Raw genomic sequence first — 20,229 nt, 5'->3', positions numbered from 1 at the left:
AATTGAAAATGCACTAAATGTCCGCAATCCCCCGTCTTGCCTTCGCCACACTCATTCAGTCCCTGAGCCTGGTGGCGACATCGGCAGCGCCCGGCCCCAGCGAACTCACCGGCGCGCAGATCAAGACAGTCTTCGTCGGCAATGTCATATCCGAAGGCGCGCACTGGTCCGCTTACCTCCTTCCCGATGGACGCACGAAGTCCATTGAACTGGGGCGGCCGCACCAGGGGCATTGGAAGATCGTGGGCAAGGAATTGTGCGTAAGCATCAGCACGGGTGTAGAGCCCGAATGCTGGACGGTACTGCGCAAAGGCAAGGCCTATCTGCTGCGCGCCCACGGCCAAGACCTCTACGAGGTCACTCCGGAACCTCTGTCGTCGAAATATCCGTTCGATTGACCGGCACCTGCCTCGATTACCCGCTCCGGCCAGCCCCCGGAGCTGCATCCCGCCAACTACCAAGGAAACACCATGCTGCGTCTAACCCTCTCCACACTGGCCCTGGCCGCGGGCCTGCTTACTACAGGCGCCCCGGCCATGGCCCAGGCCATCGACACGGCTGCCATCGAAACGGCCACCGGCCTCAAGGGCAGCTACAACCGGGCGGAAAACGTCTTCAAGGTCAGCAAGCCACGCGACGACGTGAAGATCAATGTCGATCGCTGGACCATGCCACCGTTCATGGGGCTCACCTCCTGGGCCGCGTTCACGCCAATGGGCTCGTCCACCATGATGATGGGCGATACGGTGCTGTTCGAGGATGAAGTCAACCCGGCGATGAGCGCCGCGCTGGACAACGGCCTGGAAGTGACTGCGCTGCACAACCACTTCTTCTTCGACCAACCCAAGGTCTTCTTCATGCACATCGGCGGCATGGGGGATGCACGCAAGCTCGCCACAGGCGTGAAGGCGGTGTACGACCGCATCGCGCAGGTGCGCGCCGCCCAAGGCACGCCGGCCAGCAGCTTCGCGGGTGACATCGCATCGCCAAGCCATGTGACTGCTGCACCCATCGAGGAGATTCTGGGCAGCAAGGCGCAGGTCAAGGATGGCATGGTGAAAGTAACCCTTGGCCGCACAGCCAAGATGCATGGAACCACCGTCGGCAATGAAATGGGCATCAATACCTGGGCGGCCTTTGCCGGCGACGATGAGCATGCGGTGGTTGATGGCGACTTCGCCATGCATGAAAACGAACTGCAGACGGTCCTGAAGACCATGCGTGGCCAGAGCATCAACATCGTGGCAATCCACCAGCACATGACCCACGAGGAACCGCGCTACGTCTTTCTGCATTACTGGGGCAAGGGCAAAGCCGTGGATCTGGCCCTGGCGGTAAAGAAGGCATTGGACGCGCAGAAGGCTGCGAAATGACGAAGAAAACCTTCAGCTCGGTGCCGCAGCGCCTCCCAAGCAGCCCCACCCGGCACCTCGCGCGCCTCACCGCCGCCGGAGCCGTGTTCTGCGCACTTGCCGCGACTGCCAAGGAGGTGCCGCTGACTGGCCCGCAGATCCGTGCCGCCATCAGCGGCAAGTACGTGACTGATGAACACCATTGGGGGCACAAGTATTTCGCGGACGGGCGCGTCGAACGGTTAGAGAACGGCCGCCAGCGGTCTGCGCGCTGGTCCGTCAAAGGCAATCAGCTATGCCTGCTGCAGCCGGAAATCAGCAAGGACGAACCGATCTGCTACCAAGTCCTGCGCGACGGACAGAAGCTGCAATACAAGGACGATGCGCAGTTCGTTGTGTATCGGGGGCTGGTGCGGCCCATGCCCAAACGAGAGCCGTGAACGGTTAGGGATTGCATGCACGCAGGCGACTGACATGGCGCACTACCTCTGGACACTGCGTCCCTACTACCGGCAGACCGCCGGGCAGCTTGTCCTCGGCTCCCTGGCAGGCGTCGTCATGAACACAGCCGTGGTCCTGCCCGCCGTGTGCCTCGGGCGCGCGATCGACGCCGCGACGCACTTCGCGCATGGCCAGGCGACGCGCGCGACGCTGCTGCAGGCCGTCGCGTTGTTCGCCGCGGCAACCCTCGCCACAGAACTGCCTCGACTGGGCAAGCGCTGGTGGTTGATGACGGCCAACGCGCGCATCCGCGCCAATCTGCGCGCGGATGCGCTGCGCGGGGTGCTCGCCTGGCCGATGGCAAAGCTGACTGCCACGCCTGTTGGCGACACCATGGCGCGCGTCATCGGTGACGTCGAGGTGCTGGGCATCGGCATCCGCGAGGTGATCGTCGAGACCTGGGACACGCTCCTGTTCTTGATGTCGTTCTTCGTCGCCATGCTGGTGCTGGACTGGTCGTTGACCCTGCAGGCGCTGATTCCCGTGCCCTTCGCGATGGTGCTGGCCTGGGCCGCCGGACGCTTTATTCACCAACGTACGACGGCGGCTCGACAAGCCAACGGCGCGTTGACCGCGGGACTGCAGGAGCAACTGTCCGGCATCCGCGTCGCGAGGCTACTGGGGATGAAGCAGGCCGCACAGACGCGGATCGAGCGGCTCGCAGATGCACAGGCGCACACCAATCTCGCGGTGGCGCGGCCCCGCGCCGGCCTGCCCGCGGTCTACACCACGCTGATGGCGGCCGGCATCGTGCTGGTGTTGTGGCAAGGCGGCGAAAAAGTCATCGCAGGCGCGTGGACGCTGGGGGCGTTCGTGACCTATCTGGACCTTTTTCTGCGCTTCACCGGGCGCGGATTTCGGGTGCCGCAGCTGGTGAACTCGGTGCAAGCAGGCGGCGCAGCCTACGCGCGGCTCGCCCCCTTGCTCGCTGCGGCCGTGCCTGCTCGCGTGGAGCATCGGTTCGCGTCGTTTCGCGCCGGCTACCTGGCCGGAACGACTCCGCGCTCGACCCTCACCCAGCCGGCGTCACGAGCCGAACGAGGGATCGCCGTCTCCCTGCACGACGTGAGCTTCTCTCACGGCAACGCCGACGCCACCCTCACTGCGCTGAACCAGGTCTCGCTCGAGATTCCGGCAGGCGCGTTCGTGGCGGTAACCGGGCCGGTCGGCTCGGGCAAGAGTGCGCTGGCGAAGGCTCTGTTGGGGCTGTACCCGCTCGCCGGCGGTACCGTTTCCCTGGACGGCGACGCGCCCGCACGACATCGCGGTGACATCGGCTACCTGCCGCAGGAGCCCTTCCTGTTCTCGGGCACGGTGCGCGAGAACATCGCCATGGGACGTGAGCAGGCCGACCTCGCCACGATGAGCACCCTGGAAATCGCCGCGCTTGCGAAGGACGTAGCGGGCTTCGAGCACGGCGTCGATGCCGAGATCGGCGAGCGCGGCATCCGCATTTCCGGCGGGCAGCGCCAGCGCGTTGCGCTGGCGCGCGCGGCGGCGGCGGGGCCCCGGCTGCTGGTGCTGGACGATCCGTTCTCGGCGGTCGACGTCGCGACGGAAGCACAGATCATTGCCAGCCTGCGCTCGGAGTTCGGCCGCGGGGCGCCGGCCGCGCGACAGGCCACCATCGTCCTGTGCTCGCACCGGCTGGCGGCCTTCCCGCAGGCGGATCTCGTCGTCGTGCTGGATGGAGGACGCATCGTCGAACGAGGCTCGCATGAACAGCTGATGCTGGCGGGCGGCCTGTATGCGCGGATCTACGCGGCGCAGGCCGCGATGGCGCAGCCGGAGGAGGCATGACGGCAACACAGTCATCGCGGGCACCGACAGCACGCCAAGGACTCACGACCGCCCAGGTGGGCTCGCTGCTGGCGCCGCAGAGACGCCTGCTCGTGGCCATCGCAGCCTGCGTGCTCGCCGGTGCGGCGCTGGAGGTGCTGCCGCCGCTCCTCGTACGGCAGGCCGTGGACGCGCACTTGGCCGGGGGCCGTGGCGACGGCCTGATGCTGCTGGGCGTGCTCTACCTGCTGGTCGTAGCCGGGCAGCAGGCGTTGGGCTTCGCGTCTGCGTACGGCACCGCGATCGCAGCCCAACGGGCGTTGCGCGACCTGCGCGCGCGCCTGTTCGGCCATCTGCAACGGCTGCCTGCGCGCTACTTCGACACGACCCCGTTGGGCGACACCGTCAGTCGCTGCACCGCCGACATCGACACCATCGACCGCCTTTTCTCGTCGGGCATCGCGAGCCTTGTTGCCGACCTCGTGCGACTGGTCACGATCACGGTGACGATGCTCGTGCTCAGTCCCTCGCTGACGCTGCTCTGCGGCCTGGCCGCGCCGCCTCTGCTGTGGTTCACGCGCCGGTTCCAACTGCGGGTATTGGCCGCTGAACGGGCCAGCCGGGAGGCCGTTGGAAGCGTCAACACCGCACTCGTGGAGACCCTCGGTGGCGCGGAGGTCATTCGTGCATTCGGGCAAACGGAATTCTTCGAGCACCGCTTCCGTGGCGCCCTGCAGGCCACGCAATACGCCTATCTCGCGGCCACACGCTATTCGGCGGTCTACACGCCGTTGATGGCCGTGCTGGCGTCGCTGATCGTCTGCGGCCTGCTGTGGGCAGGTGCCGAGGGCGCGCTGACGGACTCGGGTGTCTCCATCGGTACGCTCACGGCCTTCGTGCTGCTGTTTCGCCGTTTCTTCGCGCCGATAACGACGCTGGGCGAGGAATGGCAGACCGTGCAGAGCGCGCTGTCCGGGGCTGAGCGCGTGTTCCAGGTCTTGGCGCTGCCGGTCGAGGAAACACCGGCCGCCCATTCCGTGCAACAGGCCAGGAGCGAACCCGAGCCGTTGATCCAGTTGAAGGATGTGATCTTCGGCTACGTCGCCGATCGCCTCGTGCTGAAAGGCGTCTCCTTGAGCGTTCGCGCAGGCGAGCACGTCGCGCTGGTCGGACGCACCGGCGCTGGCAAGAGCAGCCTGATGCACCTCGCCGGTGGCCTGTATGCGCCCTGGTCCGGTGAAATTCACGTGGCGGGCGCGGATCCACGCGCCATGACGGACGAGGAACGCCGTCAGCGCCTGGGCGTCGTGCCGCAGACGCTGCAACTGTTCAGCGGCAGCGTGCTCGACAACCTCACGATGGGCGACGTCCTCGTGACCCGGACTGCTTGCGAAGCCGCGGCCAAGGCAACGGGCGCGCATGCGTTCATCCGGGCACTGCCGCAGGGCTACGACACGCCCCTGGACGCGGGTGAGGCCGGCGCCGCGTTGTCCGCGGGCCAACGGCAATTGCTCGCGCTCACGCGCGCGCTGGTGCGCCAGCCTCGCGTGCTGCTGCTCGACGAAGCGACAGCCGCGATCGACCACGCCAGCGACGCTGCGTTCCGCGCCGCTCTTCGCCGCGACGCGCACGACTCGAGCCGTGCCGTTCTGATCGTGGCGCATCGGCTGTCAACGGCGCTGGAGGCCGATCGCATCATCGTGATCGAGGACGGTCGCATCCTCGAACAAGGCGCGCCGGACGAGTTGATTCGGTGCCGGGGTCGCTTCGCCGCGCTGCTGGCCATGGAGACGGCAGGCTGGGATTGGCATCAACGTTGACGTTGGAGGACAGACATGGGCAAGGACTTCTACATACAACCCGACGCGGCCGACCCGGTGCTCGATCCCGACGCGGTGCTCGCGATCGTGCGCTTGCATGCGGCGGGCGCGAAGGCCGTCAGGGCCGTCGACGAGAGCGGCGGCGAAGCGCGCGCCTATGCCATCGACAACGGCCTGATCCTGAAGGTTCAGCGACCACAACAGCTGCGCGCGCGAACGAGCCTGGCGAAGGAGCGTTTCCTTTTGGAGCAGTTGGCAGGCCTGGAGGGCGTATGCGTTCCACGAGTCCTCGGTGGGGGCGTTGCCAAGCCCGGGATCGAGTACACCTTGATGACGCGCATGCCCGGCGAGCCGATACACTCGGCAAGGCTCGACGGTGACCTCCGCCGGCGTACGCTGGTTGACCTGGGGCGCATGTTGCGTCGCATTCACGCAATCCCTCAGCAACCCGTGTTCGAGGCGCGCCTGATCCCCGGCGACCACACGGCGGCCGACGTTCGCACACGGTTCGGCGGCCTCTTCGACGACGCTGTCGCAGCCGTGGCTCGGGCGGCCCAGCCCTGGCCATTTGCGGTCGACCCGTTGCAGTTGGCGCGCCTCGCGATGCGCGCCTTGCCGGACGCAGACGCCTGGGTGGCCTTGCACAGCAACCCCGGCCTCGAGCACGTCTTCGTCGATCCGCAGACCGGGCAGTTGACTGGCATCATCGACTTCGGCGATGCGTATTTCAGCCACCCGGCGCTCGATCTGCGCCGATGGCCTCGGCCCATCGATCGGGCCGCAGTTCACGCTGGGTACTGCAGCGAGGCGGAGATGAGCGAGAGCTTCAATCAGACATGGCGCGTGGCCTGCGTGCTCACCGACATGCTCGCCATTGCGCAGGATCTGGAATGCCGCGCTGCAGGGCTCGTCGAGTTGGAAGAGCTTGTCGAGCAGTTGCACTGACGGCTTACGTGATGGCTGTCTTGGCGCCGGCCGATCACCCGCGAAAGAGTAGTACCCCCATCCTCTGGAGACACGGGGAGCCGCTACAACGCCGCGGTATTCGCTTTCAGCGTGCGATCCAGCTTGCGGTGAATGAGTGATACCAGTGTCAGGATGTCCAGGGCATCTTGTTCGGACATCGGCCAGTTTGTCTTGGGGGCATGGGCGAGTGGGTTGCGCACGGCGCCGAAGAGGCCTACCAGCAGATGGGCGAAGCCTTTTTGCTCGCTCTTCTCAGATTCGGTGGCGAGAGAACCGAGAACCAGGATCGGGTTTTGCGTCGAAAACGTCCGGTTCACCAACTCGGCTCCATCCATGGTCAGGCCCGACATGGAACGGATGCGCTCGGCGACGCCTTTGGTCGACTCGAAGACGGCATGGAAGTAGTTTTCATCCAGCAGTTCGGCGCGGCAGTAGTTGAGCACTTCGACATGGACGTTGCGGTTTTCCAGTGCTGCCTTCAGCCGACCGGCGCGGGCACGCGCTGCGTCCAGGGTCGTGGCCTTGTCAGCGTAACCCACGCGGCCATCGTCGCGCACGAAGAAGCCCGAGAAAGCAAGCACCACGTTCAGCTCATCGCGCCGCCATCGGAAAGCGCCCGGGTCGCGCGCGTAGTTGACGGGGTTCATGGCAAGGTTGATCAGCAAGATCAAGTGATTGCCGATTTGGTGCTGGTTTTGTGCTTCCGCGAGCGCGTTGAAAAGGCGCTTCCACTTGGTGATGCCAGGCGACACATCGGCGATTTTGATTTCCTGCAGCAGTCGCTCGATCTGCGCGCCCGTCAGACCTCGTTCGGTGTCTGCAAGCACCCGGCAAGCTGCCTCCATGTGCTGCGAACTAAAGGGATCGATGTGAGCCACGGAGTGAATTCACCAAGCGCCTGAAACCGCGCTGTTGTTCAATTTGATCCGAGTCACTTCCCCCAAGTCGTTTTGCATCCGCAACTCGGGAAGAATCGATTTCGGTGGTCTCCGGTACCAGTGCAGGCAGACGTTGACGAGATCTGCCCCGGCAGGCTTCTTCAGAAACGATTGCCGGAGGTTGACGGTCAGTTCGGGATTTGGCACCAGGTGGAAATCACCTTCTTGATCCAGATGCTCATGGCTGGGAGCCATGTCGGCCCACTTCTTCTGAAACATGCGCCGCGGTGCGATGAACGGGTGGCCGGCGGACGTACAGGCTTCCGGGAACATCGGCGCCATGAAATCGATCACATATTCATCGCACTGTATCCACGCGTGAAACGACGTGTCCGAGCTTTGAACCTGTCCTTCTGTCAATGTGGCGAAAGAGATGACATTCCGCTGTTGTTCGTTGACGAGGAAGAATGCAGCACCGGCGAGCTGCACGGCATCCTTCTTGTAGAACTCGCGCAGGATGGCAGCGCCCGCGATGCTGAAGAACATGCAAGCGTGGGCTGTATGCGCATCGACGCTGTCCAGGACTGACCTGATGACCGCATGAATGCGCAGATAGTCGAGCAGCGGGATAAGTGGTTTGGTCTTCATTGGATTTGTTTTTTGCGGGGAGCGCCGACGTGGCTAGGCTACGACCGTGGCCGGCAACGATACGGCTTTGACGCTTGGGCGCGCAACGGCTCTCGCAGAACGAGTGCGGGTGTGGCGCGGCTTGGATTCGGTCGTGTTCGTGGGATTCAAGGGAGCGGCTGAGCCGCATTCATGTTCGATGGGGACGCATTCCCTGCGCAGTTGGTCCAGACGGTTCGCCCATTCTTGAAGCATCGCGCGCCGCTCATCCTGGTAGGCATGGCGGTTGTAGGCCGCACGCACGGCATTCGCCGGCACGTGCGCGAGGCAGTGTTCGATCACGTCGATGTTGCCGCCGAGGCTGTTGAAGTGGGTGCTGAACGACGCGCGCATGCCGTGCGGCGTTCCTTCCCCGCTGAAGCCCAGTCGCTCCATCAAGGCGTTCAGGCTGCGATTGGCCATTGGCCGATGCGGGTCCACGCGGTTGGGGAACAGGTGTTCCCTGTTTGCGGGCACAAGCTCATGCAAACGAGTGAGCAGCGCAACTGCCTGTGTAGACAGCGGTATCCAGTGAGCGCGCTTGGCCTTCATTCGCTCGGCAGGAATTTCCCATTGCGCGCCTTTCAGATTCACTTCATCCCATCGGCCCTCGATGACTTCGGCTTTGCGGCAGGCGGTCAGAAGCACCAGCAGCATCGCGATGCGCGTTTCCTCGTTAATCCTGCCGCTGCCATCCAGCGTCCGCAGAAAGACGCCGATCTGCTTTTCGGACAGGGCAGGGTGGTTGGTCTGGGTGCGCTTCTTCATCACGCGCACGGGTGGAACCGGATTGTTCTCGATCAGTCCTGAATCGATGGCGTACTCGAAGATGCCCCACAAGTGATTGCGCAGGTTGCGTGCGACCTCCGGCGCGCGTTGCTCGACCACCTTCAACTGCGCGGTCAGTTCGAGCCGCGTGATGCTGCCGATCGCTCGATTCTTCAGTGTCGGCAGCAAGTCATTGTCGATCTCGCGGTTGCGCTGCTTCACCGTAGACGCTCGCAGGTCTGCCGACGTCGCTGTATTCCAGTCCGACACGATGGCAGAGAACGTTCCTTTGACTCGTTCCAACTGCTCTTGCGCTTGTGCGATCTCCTTGTCTTGCTGTGCCTGCAAGGGGGTGGTGCCTTGGGCTACCAACAGCCGTGCCTCTGCATGGAGCCCACGGGCATCCGCCAAGCTGACTTCCGGAAAGGCGCCCAGTGCGCGTTTACCTTCGACGCCGTTGATGCGGAACTTGTAGCGCCACAGCTTCGAGCCATTGGGCTGGACGAGCAGGTAGAGCCCGCCGCTATCCGCAAGCTTGTAGGGGCGCTCCTGGGGCTTGGCTGTCTTGATCTTGACGGTAGTGAGCATTGGGGGCCTTTTGATTGGCGAGGCCCCCAATGAGGCCCCCAAATGGTCGCGCTGTCAAGAAAAATCCTTAGATCGCTTGAGACATAGATGGACGATAAGTCATTGTCGCTATTGATATTTTCGTGCCTTCTGAGAATTTGTGAGATCGCATGAAACACCAATGCATACTTCAGGTGGCGATTTTCATGGGGTGGCGGGAGCCGGTCCGGTCGCGAGACGGTTCGCGGTTATGGGAGGCTTACCGGACCAAAATCCTAACCAGAATCGGCACCGCTCCGTGTTCTCCGCCATGAGAAGGCATCGAGCGCGCGCATGGGGGCGCATGGAGCGCCAACGAAAAAGCCGCGGCACGATGCAGCGGCTTTTCCGAAGAAGGCCTGGAAAGGCCCGGAGTCTCAGTTGATGTTGGCCAGCGCCGCGTGGAAGGGCTTGCCCGGGACCTTGAAGGTGCCGCCGTACTCGTAGGGCGCGCCGTTGAGCATCTGGCAGCCGCCCTTGGCCGGGGCGCAGGCCTTGGAGCTGTCGTAGGTGTGCCAGATGATCGGGCCGTAGAGGAAGCTGTGGATGCCCTTGCCGGCGTAGTCGGCGATGCTCACCATGTAGCTCTCGGTGCCGTGGTTCTCGCCGTCCTCGGTGGCGATGGGGTCGATCACGCGGCTCTCCTGGAAGGTGCGCACCACCGAGCCCGAGGCGATGTCGTTGTCGAAGCGCACCCACTGGACCTTGCGGTCGCCACGCGAGGTGACCAGGATCTCACGCTGGGGCGTGTTCGGGAAGATCGTCTTGACCGAGGAGTTGTTGCCCGTGGCGTGCTCCTTGAGGTAGCCCAGGTGGGTGGGGTTGCGACCGACGTCGACGGCGAACTTCTCCGCGATGTCCGAGGGGGATCCGCCACCGGCCTGGTTGAGGTAGCCCGTGCCGAGGTCGAACACGCGCAGCTTGCCCTCCTGGGTGGCGATGTAGGCGCGGTGCGGGGCGCTCAGGCTCAGGCGCACGGCCGTCGGGCGATTGGGCAGGTCGACGACCTTGATCACGCCGGGCTTCTGCGCCGGGGCGGCGTCGAAGGTGTAGGGCCACTGGCTCGGGCCGTCGCCACGGTTGGCGATCATGGCGTTGAAGTCCGATTGCGGCTGCACGAAGTACTGCTGCTTGTAGTAGGCGAACAGCGGGCGCAGGTCGACGAAGGCCGCGCGCTTCTCCGACTTGGAGATCACCACCGCCATGCCGGCGCGGGCATAGGCGTTCGAGAGGTTGCCGCTGGCGTAGCGGGCCCGCACGCTCGGGTTGTCCAGATCGGTGTTCCAGAAGTTCTGCACGTTCTCGTAGTCGCGCCAGAACAGGCCCGTCGATGCGGAGATCTCGGTGGGTGCCTTCAGGGTGTCGGGCAGGTCGACGAAGCCGATCAGCTTGGCGTAGTTGTAGTTGCCCAGGCCCGGAGCGCCCGGGTAGGTGCGCTTCCAGTTGCCCCAGTTGGCATACCAGGCGCTGCCCTCGTTGGCCGGGCTGCAGCCCTGGCAGCCGTCGCCCAGCGCCAGCACGGCGATCTGGCCACGCATCGCGGCGGTGTCCCAGACCGTCACCAGGGCGAACTCGCCGCTGTTGGTGATCGTGAGGGCCGTGGGCACCTTGCCCGCGGGCAGCTGGGTGGTGAAGAGGTTGTGCGAGGTGTTGCTGCCCACCCCGACGATGCGCCCGTCGGCATACACCGCCAGCGAGTTGGTGCACCAGCCGCCGCGACCGTAGCACTTGGCCAGCGCCACCGGCTTCTCCAGCGTCACCGGGTTGGCGAATCCCCCACGGCGACCAATGTAGCGTTCGATGTTGGAGTCGATCGTGCCGCCGTCGCTGGGCGCACCCTCGTAGCTCGTCCAGCTCGGCTCGGGCTCGATGGAGGTGGTGTTGTGGCCCACGTTGAGCGTCTGGATCGAGCCCACGGCCGCCGCGTAGGAGCGCTTGAAGAAGCTCGCCTCGGGCGTCGCGTCGGCGATGTAGGCGAAGTTCATGATGTTGGAGCTGTAGTCGCCCCAGTAGTACTCCAGCGCGCCGCCGACCTGCCAGTTGCCGCACCAGCTGGTCCAGCCGCAGCCGCGGTTGCCCTGGCCGTTGGGGTTCTGGATCGAGATCATGTTGAACGACTGGCTCGCCCGCTTGGCGTACGTGGGCAGGCCGCCCTGGGACGCCGTGCCGTACTCGGCCGAGGAGGGGCCGTAGCGGTAGGCGATCGACGCCTCGGTGCCCATCTGGCGCGCCATCGCCTGGTACTCGGCATTGGAGACCGCGCCATTGATCATCACGTCGCCCGAGATCGTGCCGTCCGGCGTGCCGGATGTCGGATTGCCCGTCGGCTCTTCGGTGACCACGCTACTGGTGTAGCAGGCCTTGGCGACGCCCCACAGTGGATCGCCGAACAACGCGTTGCCACAGGAATAGGTGCCTGGCGGCAGCACTTTCTTGAAGAACACGCCATTGGCGCCATAGCTGACGATGGTGGAGGCGGTCAGCTTGAACGAGCCCGACTCTCCGACGATCTGCCGGAGCGCGACAGTATCGACCTGTGCGTAGCAAGCCTTGACGATGCCCCAGATCGGGTCGCCGAAGAAGCCGTCGTCGCACGAATACTTGCCAGGCGCCAGTGTTTTTTGATTGAAGAAATTACTGGCGCCATAACTCACCACCGTCGTTTTCGTCAAGGTGAAATCCTGGTGCTGATTCACCAGAAGTTGCAATTGGGAATTCTGCGGCGGACTGGGCATGAAGCATGCCTTGCCAACCCCTCTGAGGGGATCTCCGAATAAGGAATTGCTGCATGAATAGGTGCCTGGCTGCAGCGTTTTTTGCGTGAAGATGTCATTGGCGCCATAGTTCACCAGTGTGGTCGCGACCAGGGTGAATTTCTGACCTTCCACGGCCAGTTGCAAGAAATCCGCCGACCATGCGGCGGTGGATGCAAGGCCTGCCATGAATAAGGATGCGCTCAGGCATGTGCGCTTCAGTGCTTTCTTCAATTTGACCCCCTTGTGTTGGACAATGCCCAAATTCTGGCGGGGTGCTGTCTGACGAAGAGAGGGGCGACTTCTTACAACCCGATGAAAGAGCCGTCTGGAACGACATGTGGCGAATCGCGCAGATTCATGAAATTCATTGTGACTTCTGTTGGAAATGTATGAATTGATGCCTTGGTCAAATATTTCTATTTCATTTTTTTGCGTCGATTCATGACCATCCCTGCGTTCAGGGATGGCGAATGCAAAAGCCACTGGCCGCGAAGCCTCAGACAAGGTCCTGGCCGCAGATGGCAGGGACATCGTCAGCGATGGGGGCACAGCACACGAACCTGTGCCACCAATGCGGTGGATGCTGCCGTTGGAGAAATCCATGGGCGGGTGCCTTGCCGGCCGCCCTGTTCATCAAGTTCCCGAGGGATGGATGCCGCTGTCGACGCGGTTTTCCTTCCTTGCCAACACGCAAGACGATCAAGGAGCCGACATGGAATTGATGAAGCCCATGGTCCGATGAAGTCGATGCGTCCGCCCGACTCGAGCGGGTGATCGCAAGGCGGGTCGGACTCGTGTCGAAGCCGTTGAGCAGCGGCTTGCAGAACCGCATGCGCGATGCGTTCTTCTCCGACGGCCGTCGTCTGGCCATCGACGGGAACGGCAAGGTCGGGTCATATGACGCGGGAGACCACCTGATTTCCGGCGCCAGTCAGTCGAGGGTGTCTCGCCGAGCGCGTCACCCAGCCAGAAGCATGATCGTCACGCTGTTGATCGCCACCGCGATGCCATATGGGGCGGCAGGGCGCTGGAACTGCCCAAGCCCAGCACCTGCAGGATCACGCAGGTGTCCATCAGGTCGCCGCGACACCGATATAACAAGCCTTGGCAACACCCCAGAGTGGATCGTTGAACAATGCGTTGCCGCATAGATAAGTGCCCGGCTGAAGCAATTTCTTGAAGAATATGTTGTTGGCGCCGTAGCTGACGAGCATAGGGACGGTCAACTCAAACGAGCCCGCCTCCCCGATGATCTGTCGGAGGGAGACGCTGTCGATCTGGGCATAGCAGGATTTGACGATACCCAAGATCGGGTCGCCAAAAAATTTGTCACTGCACACGTATCTGCCAGGCGCCAGCGTTTTCTGATTGAAGGAATTATTGGCGCCATAACTGACCACCGTCGTCTTCGTCAGGGTGAACTCGGAGTGCTGGCCCACCAGGCGCTGCAATTGGGAATTCTGTGGCGAATTGGGCATGAAGCATGCCTTGCTGACGCCTCTGAGAGGATCTCCGAAGAAATCATTGCTGCATGAGTAGGTGCCCGGCTGCAATGTCTTCTGCGTGAAGACGTCATTGGCGCCATAGCTCACTACCGTGGTCGCAACCAGAGTGAATTTCTGATTTTCCACGGTCAGTTCCAGAAAATCTGCCGCGCTCGCATGGAGGGAGGAAAGGCCTGCCATGACAAAAGATGCGCTTAGACCGGCACTCTTCAATGCTTTTTTCAAGTCAGACCCCTTGTGTTGGACAACGCCCGAATTCTGACAATGCGTTGTCGCCCAGCGACGGGTGCGTGCTTGCAACCCGATGAAAGAGCGTTTTCGGAGGACATGTGGTGAATCGCACAGATTCCTGAAATAAATTGTGACTTCTGTCAAAAATGTATGAATTGATATTTTGAGCAAAGCTTTTAGTTGGTGTTTGCCTACATCCATCTATTGAAATCCCTCACACGGAAGATTTGACTTTGATGTAAAAAAAAGCTTTGACCTTCACGCGTCATCAGAAACAAACACTTCAAAGGATTTTCATGGCAGACGATTTCAAGACACCCTCGCAACTTGCCGACGAATCCAGGCACGTGGGACGCGATGCCGCACAGGCCGTCAATGGTCTGGCAGGCGAAGCCAGGGCGCTGGGAGCCGATGCCGCTCAATCCCTTCGCCCGGTGGTGGAAGACGCCAAGGCGACCGGTCGCGAAGCCGTCGACACGGCCAAGGGTTTGGCCGCGGATGCCAAGGACATCGCCAGCGATGCGGCCGACAGCACGCGGACCTATGCCGCCAACGCGGTGAACGCCGCTGGCAAGAAGATCACCGACCTGAAGCACAAGGCGGCCGATCTGCAGAGCGCCAGCGTCCAGTACGTCGGTGACGAGCCCGTGAAATCGGTGCTGATCGCCGCCGCGGGCGGTGCCTTGCTGACGGCCCTGTTCATCAAATTCCTCGGCGGTGGCCGCCGCTACTGACGCGACCTCGCGCCCGTTCTCCCTTCTCCATTCCAACATCCAAGACAGTCAAGGAAACGACATGGAACCGATGAAGCCCATGGCTCCCATGAAGCCCATGAAACCGATGGATCCACCCGATTCGAGCTGGTGGCCGCAAGGCCTGTCGAACCCTTCCAGCAGTGGTTCGCAAAATGGCATGCGCTATGCGTTCTTCCCCGATCAGCATCGTCTGGCCATCGACCAGAATGGCAAGGTGACCCAGTACGACACGGGTGATCACCAGATTTCCGGCGTCAGCCAGTCCCAGGGTGGTTCCGGCGACGGCTCGCCGAGCTTCACCAGCCAGAACGGCAGCGTCGACCTGTCCTCGCTCAAGCAGATCAACTGACGATCGGTCGCCAGGTCGGTACAACCCGGTCCAGGGTCCATGACGATGCGTCATGGACCCTTTTTTCCTTTCGACAGAGGAGAACGCCATGTCTCCATGGTTCACGCGCCGCTTCGCCATCGCGATGACCGCCTTGATCGGTTCGGCCGCCCTGGCGCAGGGCGCTGCACCAAGACCGGGGTCTGCATCGGCCGGGATATGGGTCACGGCCTGGACAGGATCGGTGCAGGGTCCCTATCCGGTCGGCAATCCGTCCGCGCAGCCCGACATGCGTTTCGCCTTTCCGGTGCCGGCCAGTGGCGCGCGCGACCAGAGCTTCCGCCTGATCGTCCGACCGGATCTCTGGGGCCGTCAGGCGCGCCTGCGTTTCTCCAACGCGCTGGGCACCCGGCCGGTGACCTTCGATGGCGCGTTCGTCGGACTGCAGCGCGGCAGCGCGGCGGTCGTGGCCGGCACCCAGCGGCCGGTGACCTTCGGTGGCCGGAGGGCCGTGACGGTACCGCCCGGCGAATCGGTCTGGAGCGATGCGGTGACCCTGCCGTTCGTACGCGATCCGGAGAGTGAAGCCGGGATGGCCATGCTGGCGGGTCGCCGCCTGGCGGTCAGTTTCCACGTGGCCGGCGAGAGCGGCCCCATGACGTGGCATGCCAAGGCGCTCAACACCTCCCATGTCAGCCGGCCGGGCGCGGGGGCGGTCGGAGCCGCCGAGGACGAGTCGGCCTTTCCGTTCAGCACGACATCGTGGTACTTCCTGGATGCGGTGGACATGCGCGCATCGACCGACGCGCGGGTCGTGGTGGCCTTCGGCGATTCGATCACCGATGGCACGGCCAGTACCCTGGACGGCGACGACCGCTGGGTCGACGTGCTGGCGCGCCGGCTGCATGCCCTCCATGGCAACCGCGTCGCGGTCGCCAACGCCGGCATCGGCGGCAACTAGGTGGTCGGGCCGGCCACCTATTCGCCGGCACAGCCGTTCCCCGGCGGGCCGTCGGCGCGCGACCGGCTGCAGCGCGACGTGCTCTCGCTCTCGGGCGTTTCGACGGTGATCTGGTTCGAGGGCATCAACGACTTCAGCCGCAACGGCAATGCCTCGTTCGAGACCGTGCGCGACGGCATGGTCGAGGGCGTGGCGCGGCTGCGCGCCGGACTGCCCGGCGTGCGCGCGATCGGCGCCACGCTGACCTCTGCACTGGGCAGCAGCAGCGCCGCCCATGGCCATGTCGAGCAGGACGACAGGCGCAGGATGCTCAACGATTTCATCCGCACCTCCGGCCTGTTCGACGGCGTGGCCGACTTCGACGCCGCCACGCTCGATCCGGCGACCGGCGCGATGCGCGACGAATTCGTTCCCGAGAGCACGACGGGCGGACCCGGCGACAGGCTCCATCCCAATCGCACGGGCTATCTGGCGATGGGTCGCGCGATCGACCTCGGGGTGCTGTTCGGCCGGCCCTGAGCGAGCGGGCCACGGCGCCGGTTCAGGCCCGCTGGCCCATCTCGACCACCCGGTTGCCCGGCAGCCGGAAGTGGTCCGACGCGCGTCCCGCGTTGCGCTGCAGCCAGCCGAACAATGCCTGCCGCAGCCGGCTCATGCCGGGCAGCTCGCCGACCGTGAGCGAGGCGCGCGAGATGAAGTACGAGGTGGTCATGGCCTCGCAGGCCAGGCCCTGCTGGTAGGCGAAGACGCGGATGAACTCGGGCACGTCCGGGGTCTCCATGAAGCCGTGGCGCGCCGTCACGACCCAGATGCCATGGCCGAGCGTATGGGCCCGGATGCGGTCGCGCGCATCCACGCGCGGCACGGGCCGCGATCTCACCACCAGGATCACGACCTGCTCGTGCAGCACCTGGTTGTGCTTGAGGTTGTGCAGCAGGGCATAGGGCACCGAATCCTCGTCGGGATGCAGGAACACCGAAGTGCCGCGCACGCGATGCGGCATCTGGGCCGCCAGCGAGGCCACGAACGGCGCGAGCGCGATGCTGTCGGCCGCCACCAGCCCCAGGCCGATGCGCCGGCCCTTGGCCCAGGTCGTGAAGATGGCCATCACGCCGATGGCCACGACCAGGGTCAGCCAGCCGCCATCGGCGATCTTCAGGCTGTTGGCGGTGACGAAGGCGAGGTCGATGGCGACGAAGACCGCCACGCCGCCAGCCACCGCCAGCCGGTTCCAGCGCCACAGCCCGAAGGCGACGATGCCGGCCAGCAGCGTGGTCGTCACCATGGTGATCGACACCGCGATGCCATAGGCGGCGGACAGGGCGCTGGAGCTGCCGAAGCCCAGCACCAGCAGGATCACGCCGGTCATGAGGAGCCAGTTGATCGCCGGCACGTAGACCTGGCCGATCGCCGCGCTCGAGGTCTGCACCACGCGCAGGCGCGGCAGATACCCCATGCGGAGAGCCTGCGCGGTCAGCGAGAAGGCGCCCGAGACCACCGCCTGCGAGGCGATGACGGTGGCCATGGCGGCCAGCACCACCATCGGCAGCACGGCCCAGGACGGAAAGAGCCGGAAGAACGGGTTGTCGACCGCGCCCGGATCGGCCAGCACCAGCGCGCCCTGGCCGAAATAGTTGAGCACCAGCGCCGGCAGCGCGACGAAGAGCCAGGCCAGGCGGATCGGCCGGGCGCCGAAATGACCCATGTCGGCGTACAGCGCCTCGCCGCCGGTGAAGGCCAGGAACACCGCCCCCAGCACCGCCAGCGCCTGCGGCCCGTGCGTTCCCAGGAAGCCGATGGCGTGGCGCGGATCGAGCGCGGCGAGCACGCGCGGCTCCTGCACGATCTGCAGGACGCCACTGAGCGCCAGCAGGCCGAACCACAGCAGCATCACCGGGCCGAAGACCCGGCCGACGCGCTCGGTGCCCTTGTGCTGCACGGCGAACAGCGCCACGAGGATGGCGATCGTCACCGGGATGACGAATCGCTCGAACTGCGGGGCCTGGACTTCCAGGCCCTCGACCGCCGACAGCACGGAGATCGCCGGCGTGATGAGGCTGTCGCCATAGAACATGGCCGCGCCCACCAGTCCCAGCAGCCCCACCAGGCGCCACAGACGGGGATGGGCCTCGCGCGAGGTCAGGGCCCGCCGCGCCAGCGCCTGCAGGGCCAGGATGCCGCCTTCGCCGTCGTAGTCGGCGCGCAGCACGAACACCACGTACTTGAGCGTCACCACCACCATCAGGCCCCAGAAGATCAGCGACAGCAGGCCCAGCACCGCACCGGGCGAGAAGCCGACGCCATGCGCGGGGTTGAGCGTCTCCTTGAAGGCATACAGCACCGACGTGCCGATGTCGCCGAACACCACGCCCAGCGCCGTGACGGTGACGCCGATGCCCGCGCGCGCGTGCGCGGATGCCCCGGCGATGTGGGCGTCCTGGGGCGACGAGGGCTCGGACACCGGGAGGGAGGAGGTCATGGATGCACCAGGAATGCGGGAGATGGCGCCGAGGATAGTGGCGATGCGCCGCGGCCGCCGCTTCAGAGGCCGATGAATTCGGCCACCTCGTCGAGCGGCGCGCGCTCGGCGCGGAAACCATCGAGCACGTGGCCGGGGTCGGCATGGCCGATCGCCATGCCGGTGAACAGCATGCGCTCGGGTGGCAGCGCGAGGAACTCGCCGACCGTCTTGGGAAAGGCTGCCCAGCATTCCTGCGCGCAGCTGTCGAGCCCCTCGGCGCGCAGCAGCAGCATCACGGTCTGCAGCAGCATGCCCAGATCGGACCATTGCGGCGGTCCCATGCGGCGGTCGACGCTGCAGAACAATGCCAGCGGCGCGCCGAAGAACTCGTAGTTGCGGGCGAACCAGCGCAGGCGCGCGAAGCGGTCCTCGCGCGGCACGCCCAGGCGCTCGTACATCTGCTCGCCCACGGCATGGCGGCGATCGCGATAGGGTGGCGCCAGCTCGCGCGGATAGATGTCGTATTCGCTGCCTTCGCCGCGCGGTGTCTCCTGCAGGCGCTCGCGCATCAGCGCCTTGAGTGCGTCGAGCCGCTCGCCACCCACGATATGCAGGTGCCAGGGCTGGAGGTTGCCGCCCGAGGGGGCACGCAGCGCCTGTTCGAGCACGCGGCGGATGACCGGCGCGGGCACTGGCGTGGCGAGGAAATTGCGCACCGAACGGCGGCTGGCGACGGCTTCCTGGATGTTCATGGGCGCCTCATCGGGGAACGGGTGGCGGGACGGAGGGGAAGGGAGGGGCGATCGTAGGCGCGACGGCGCCGCCGGGTGCGGGCTCGCCGGTAGCGTGCGCGACAGCCCGGGGCCGCAGCCCGGCGAACACGGCATCGCGTCGCAACCGGAATCGCATCGCCTGCGCGGTGAGCCAGGCCTGCACCTGCAGGACCTGCGGCGGTGGCGCCATGCCGGTGACGAAGAAGTAGGAAGCGCGCGCGCGCAGCGGCCGGCCGAAGGGCGCCACCAGACGTCCACTGTCCAGGTCGTCGAGCACCAGCGCGGCGCGGCCGATGGCGATGCCCTGGCCGGCCAGCGCCGCGCCGACGGCGAGTTGGGAGAGATTGAAATGGTGGCCGGCCGCCAGGTCGGCCGGCTCGACGCCGGCATGCCGCAGCCAGTCGCGCCACTCCTCCGTCGGGCCGGCGCCGGCCCAGGGGCTGTCGTCGTGCAGCAGCATGGCGGGACGCAGGTCGCCGGGTTCGCGCAGGTCGGGATGGGCGGCCAGGAAGGCCGGGCTCGCCACCGGCACCAGCCACTCGTCCAGGAAGGCCACGGCCTGCAGGTCGCGGTAGTCGCCGAGGTCGAAGCGCACCGCCGCCTGGACGTCGTCGCGCGCCATGCGCTCGCGGTCGAGCGCGTGGAACTCGCCCACCACACGCAGGCCGACATCCGGGTGGGCGCGATAGAAGTCGCCCAGCCGCGGCGTCAGCCAGCCCATGGCGAAGGAGGGCGCGCAGCTCAGTCCGGTGGGCTGGTCGGGCCGGACTTCCCGCAACTGGCCGAGCGTGCCCTCGATGGCCTGGAACGACTCGCGCAGCACCACCGCCAGCCACTGGCCCTCGGGCGTGGGAACCAGCGAGCGCGGCGTGCGCAGCAGCAGCGCGCGGCCGAGCCAGTCCTCCAGATGCTTGACCTGCTGGCTGACCGCGCCCTGCGTCACGCACAACTCCGAGGCGGCGCGGGTGAAGCTGTGGCACCGTGCGGTGGCTTCGAAGCACCGTAACCATGCAAGCAGCGAGGGCGTGAGGCGAATGTCCATGGATCGATGAGTCTGGCTAATGGCCAACGCATCAGGAATGCGTTGTGCGCTTGGGAGTCGGAACGCAGAATTCCTCCACCT

General features: G+C 65.0%; 16 protein-coding genes and 1 pseudogene. 9 read left to right on the top strand and 8 right to left on the bottom strand.

What is annotated here, in order from left to right:
• Window positions 1-17 precede the first annotated feature (17 nt).
• From AC1MLT_RS07645 to AC1MLT_RS07620, 6 genes are all read left to right on the top strand, one after another.
• The gene (locus tag AC1MLT_RS07645; RefSeq protein ID WP_046987172.1) at window positions 18-398 is read left to right on the top strand and encodes a hypothetical protein; all 381 of its coding nucleotides are present in this window, start codon (window positions 18-20) and stop codon (window positions 396-398) included.
• Between the two features lie 72 nt (window positions 399-470).
• Complete coding sequence (locus AC1MLT_RS07640) at window positions 471-1,373, top strand: DUF1259 domain-containing protein (RefSeq protein ID WP_046987173.1); 903 nt, start codon at window positions 471-473, stop codon at window positions 1,371-1,373.
• Window positions 1,370-1,792, top strand: a complete 423-nt coding sequence (locus tag AC1MLT_RS07635) for a hypothetical protein (protein WP_239009612.1) — start codon at window positions 1,370-1,372, stop codon at window positions 1,790-1,792. Before AC1MLT_RS07640 ends, AC1MLT_RS07635 begins: the two co-directional genes overlap by 4 nt.
• A gap of 34 nt (window positions 1,793-1,826) precedes the next feature.
• On the top strand, window positions 1,827-3,653 hold the full coding sequence (locus AC1MLT_RS07630; protein ID WP_054470671.1) for an ABC transporter ATP-binding protein: 1,827 nt from the start codon (window positions 1,827-1,829) through the stop codon (window positions 3,651-3,653).
• A complete protein-coding gene (locus AC1MLT_RS07625; protein WP_296737825.1) occupies window positions 3,650-5,452 on the top strand; it encodes an ABC transporter ATP-binding protein in 1,803 nt (600 codons plus the stop codon). The genes AC1MLT_RS07630 and AC1MLT_RS07625 overlap by 4 nt, the downstream gene beginning before the upstream one ends.
• A 15-nt stretch (window positions 5,453-5,467) precedes the next feature.
• Entirely contained in the window at window positions 5,468-6,397 is a 930-nt protein-coding gene (locus AC1MLT_RS07620; RefSeq protein WP_047219835.1) for a phosphotransferase family protein, read from the top strand.
• An 83-nt stretch (window positions 6,398-6,480) separates the two neighbouring features.
• On the opposite strand, the gene AC1MLT_RS07615 is transcribed toward AC1MLT_RS07620, so the two are convergent.
• From AC1MLT_RS07615 to AC1MLT_RS07595, 5 genes are all read right to left on the bottom strand, one after another.
• Window positions 6,481-7,296, bottom strand: coding sequence for a TIGR02391 family protein (locus AC1MLT_RS07615; protein WP_240503010.1), 816 nt, complete (start codon window positions 7,294-7,296; stop codon window positions 6,481-6,483).
• A gap of 9 nt (window positions 7,297-7,305) precedes the next feature.
• On the bottom strand, window positions 7,306-7,944 hold the full coding sequence (locus tag AC1MLT_RS07610) for a DUF2026 family protein (protein ID WP_054470674.1): 639 nt from the start codon (window positions 7,942-7,944) through the stop codon (window positions 7,306-7,308).
• A 33-nt stretch (window positions 7,945-7,977) separates the two neighbouring features.
• Window positions 7,978-9,318, bottom strand: coding sequence for a tyrosine-type recombinase/integrase (locus tag AC1MLT_RS07605; protein ID WP_082370866.1), 1,341 nt, complete (start codon window positions 9,316-9,318; stop codon window positions 7,978-7,980).
• Window positions 9,319-9,713: 395 nt separating this feature from the next.
• Complete coding sequence (locus AC1MLT_RS07600) at window positions 9,714-12,008, bottom strand: hypothetical protein (protein WP_481034789.1); 2,295 nt, start codon at window positions 12,006-12,008, stop codon at window positions 9,714-9,716.
• A gap of 1,157 nt (window positions 12,009-13,165) precedes the next feature.
• On the bottom strand, window positions 13,166-13,822 hold the full coding sequence (locus tag AC1MLT_RS07595) for a hypothetical protein (protein WP_481034787.1): 657 nt from the start codon (window positions 13,820-13,822) through the stop codon (window positions 13,166-13,168).
• A 257-nt stretch (window positions 13,823-14,079) separates the two neighbouring features.
• On the opposite strand from AC1MLT_RS07595, the gene AC1MLT_RS07590 reads away from it, so the two are divergent.
• From AC1MLT_RS07590 to AC1MLT_RS07580, 3 genes and pseudogenes are all read left to right on the top strand, one after another.
• Complete coding sequence (locus AC1MLT_RS07590; protein ID WP_481034786.1) at window positions 14,080-14,562, top strand: hypothetical protein; 483 nt, start codon at window positions 14,080-14,082, stop codon at window positions 14,560-14,562.
• A gap of 61 nt (window positions 14,563-14,623) precedes the next feature.
• Window positions 14,624-14,932 (top strand): hypothetical protein, encoded by a 309-nt coding sequence (locus AC1MLT_RS07585; protein ID WP_481034784.1) that lies wholly within the window; start codon window positions 14,624-14,626, stop codon window positions 14,930-14,932.
• A 52-nt stretch (window positions 14,933-14,984) separates the two neighbouring features.
• A pseudogene (locus tag AC1MLT_RS07580) lies at window positions 14,985-16,391 on the top strand (GDSL-type esterase/lipase family protein).
• 22 nt (window positions 16,392-16,413) lie between these two features.
• On the opposite strand, the gene AC1MLT_RS07575 reads toward AC1MLT_RS07580, so the two are convergent.
• The 3 genes from AC1MLT_RS07575 to AC1MLT_RS07565 all read right to left on the bottom strand — a co-directional run bounded on the left by AC1MLT_RS07575 (window position 16,414) and on the right by AC1MLT_RS07565 (window position 20,148).
• Window positions 16,414-18,333, bottom strand: coding sequence for a potassium transporter Kup (locus tag AC1MLT_RS07575; RefSeq protein WP_481034937.1), 1,920 nt, complete (start codon window positions 18,331-18,333; stop codon window positions 16,414-16,416).
• Between the two features lie 80 nt (window positions 18,334-18,413).
• Entirely contained in the window at window positions 18,414-19,085 is a 672-nt protein-coding gene (locus AC1MLT_RS07570) for a nitroreductase (RefSeq protein WP_481034783.1), read from the bottom strand.
• A 7-nt stretch (window positions 19,086-19,092) separates the two neighbouring features.
• Window positions 19,093-20,148 carry a LysR substrate-binding domain-containing protein gene (locus tag AC1MLT_RS07565; protein WP_481034781.1) on the bottom strand — a complete coding sequence of 352 codons (1,056 nt, stop codon included), beginning with the start codon at window positions 20,146-20,148 and terminating at the stop codon, window positions 19,093-19,095.
• Window positions 20,149-20,229 lie beyond the last annotated feature (81 nt).

Source organism: Variovorax sp. PEI5 (genome assembly GCF_056679935.1).
This window is presented reverse-complemented; position numbering and strand designations above follow the sequence as displayed.

Coding starts and splice junctions, on each gene's coding strand:
- AC1MLT_RS07645 (WP_046987172.1), top strand. CDS start 18: ATGTCCGCAATCCCCCGTCTTGCCTTCGCCACACTCATTCAGTCCCTG.
- AC1MLT_RS07640 (WP_046987173.1), top strand. CDS start 471: ATGCTGCGTCTAACCCTCTCCACACTGGCCCTGGCCGCGGGCCTGCTT.
- AC1MLT_RS07635 (WP_239009612.1), top strand. CDS start 1,370: ATGACGAAGAAAACCTTCAGCTCGGTGCCGCAGCGCCTCCCAAGCAGC.
- AC1MLT_RS07630 (WP_054470671.1), top strand. CDS start 1,827: ATGGCGCACTACCTCTGGACACTGCGTCCCTACTACCGGCAGACCGCC.
- AC1MLT_RS07625 (WP_296737825.1), top strand. CDS start 3,650: ATGACGGCAACACAGTCATCGCGGGCACCGACAGCACGCCAAGGACTC.
- AC1MLT_RS07620 (WP_047219835.1), top strand. CDS start 5,468: ATGGGCAAGGACTTCTACATACAACCCGACGCGGCCGACCCGGTGCTC.
- AC1MLT_RS07610 (WP_054470674.1), bottom strand. CDS start 7,944: ATGAAGACCAAACCACTTATCCCGCTGCTCGACTATCTGCGCATTCAT.
- AC1MLT_RS07605 (WP_082370866.1), bottom strand. CDS start 9,318: ATGCTCACTACCGTCAAGATCAAGACAGCCAAGCCCCAGGAGCGCCCC.
- AC1MLT_RS07585 (WP_481034784.1), top strand. CDS start 14,624: ATGGAACCGATGAAGCCCATGGCTCCCATGAAGCCCATGAAACCGATG.
- AC1MLT_RS07570 (WP_481034783.1), bottom strand. CDS start 19,085: ATGAACATCCAGGAAGCCGTCGCCAGCCGCCGTTCGGTGCGCAATTTC.
- AC1MLT_RS07565 (WP_481034781.1), bottom strand. CDS start 20,148: ATGGACATTCGCCTCACGCCCTCGCTGCTTGCATGGTTACGGTGCTTC.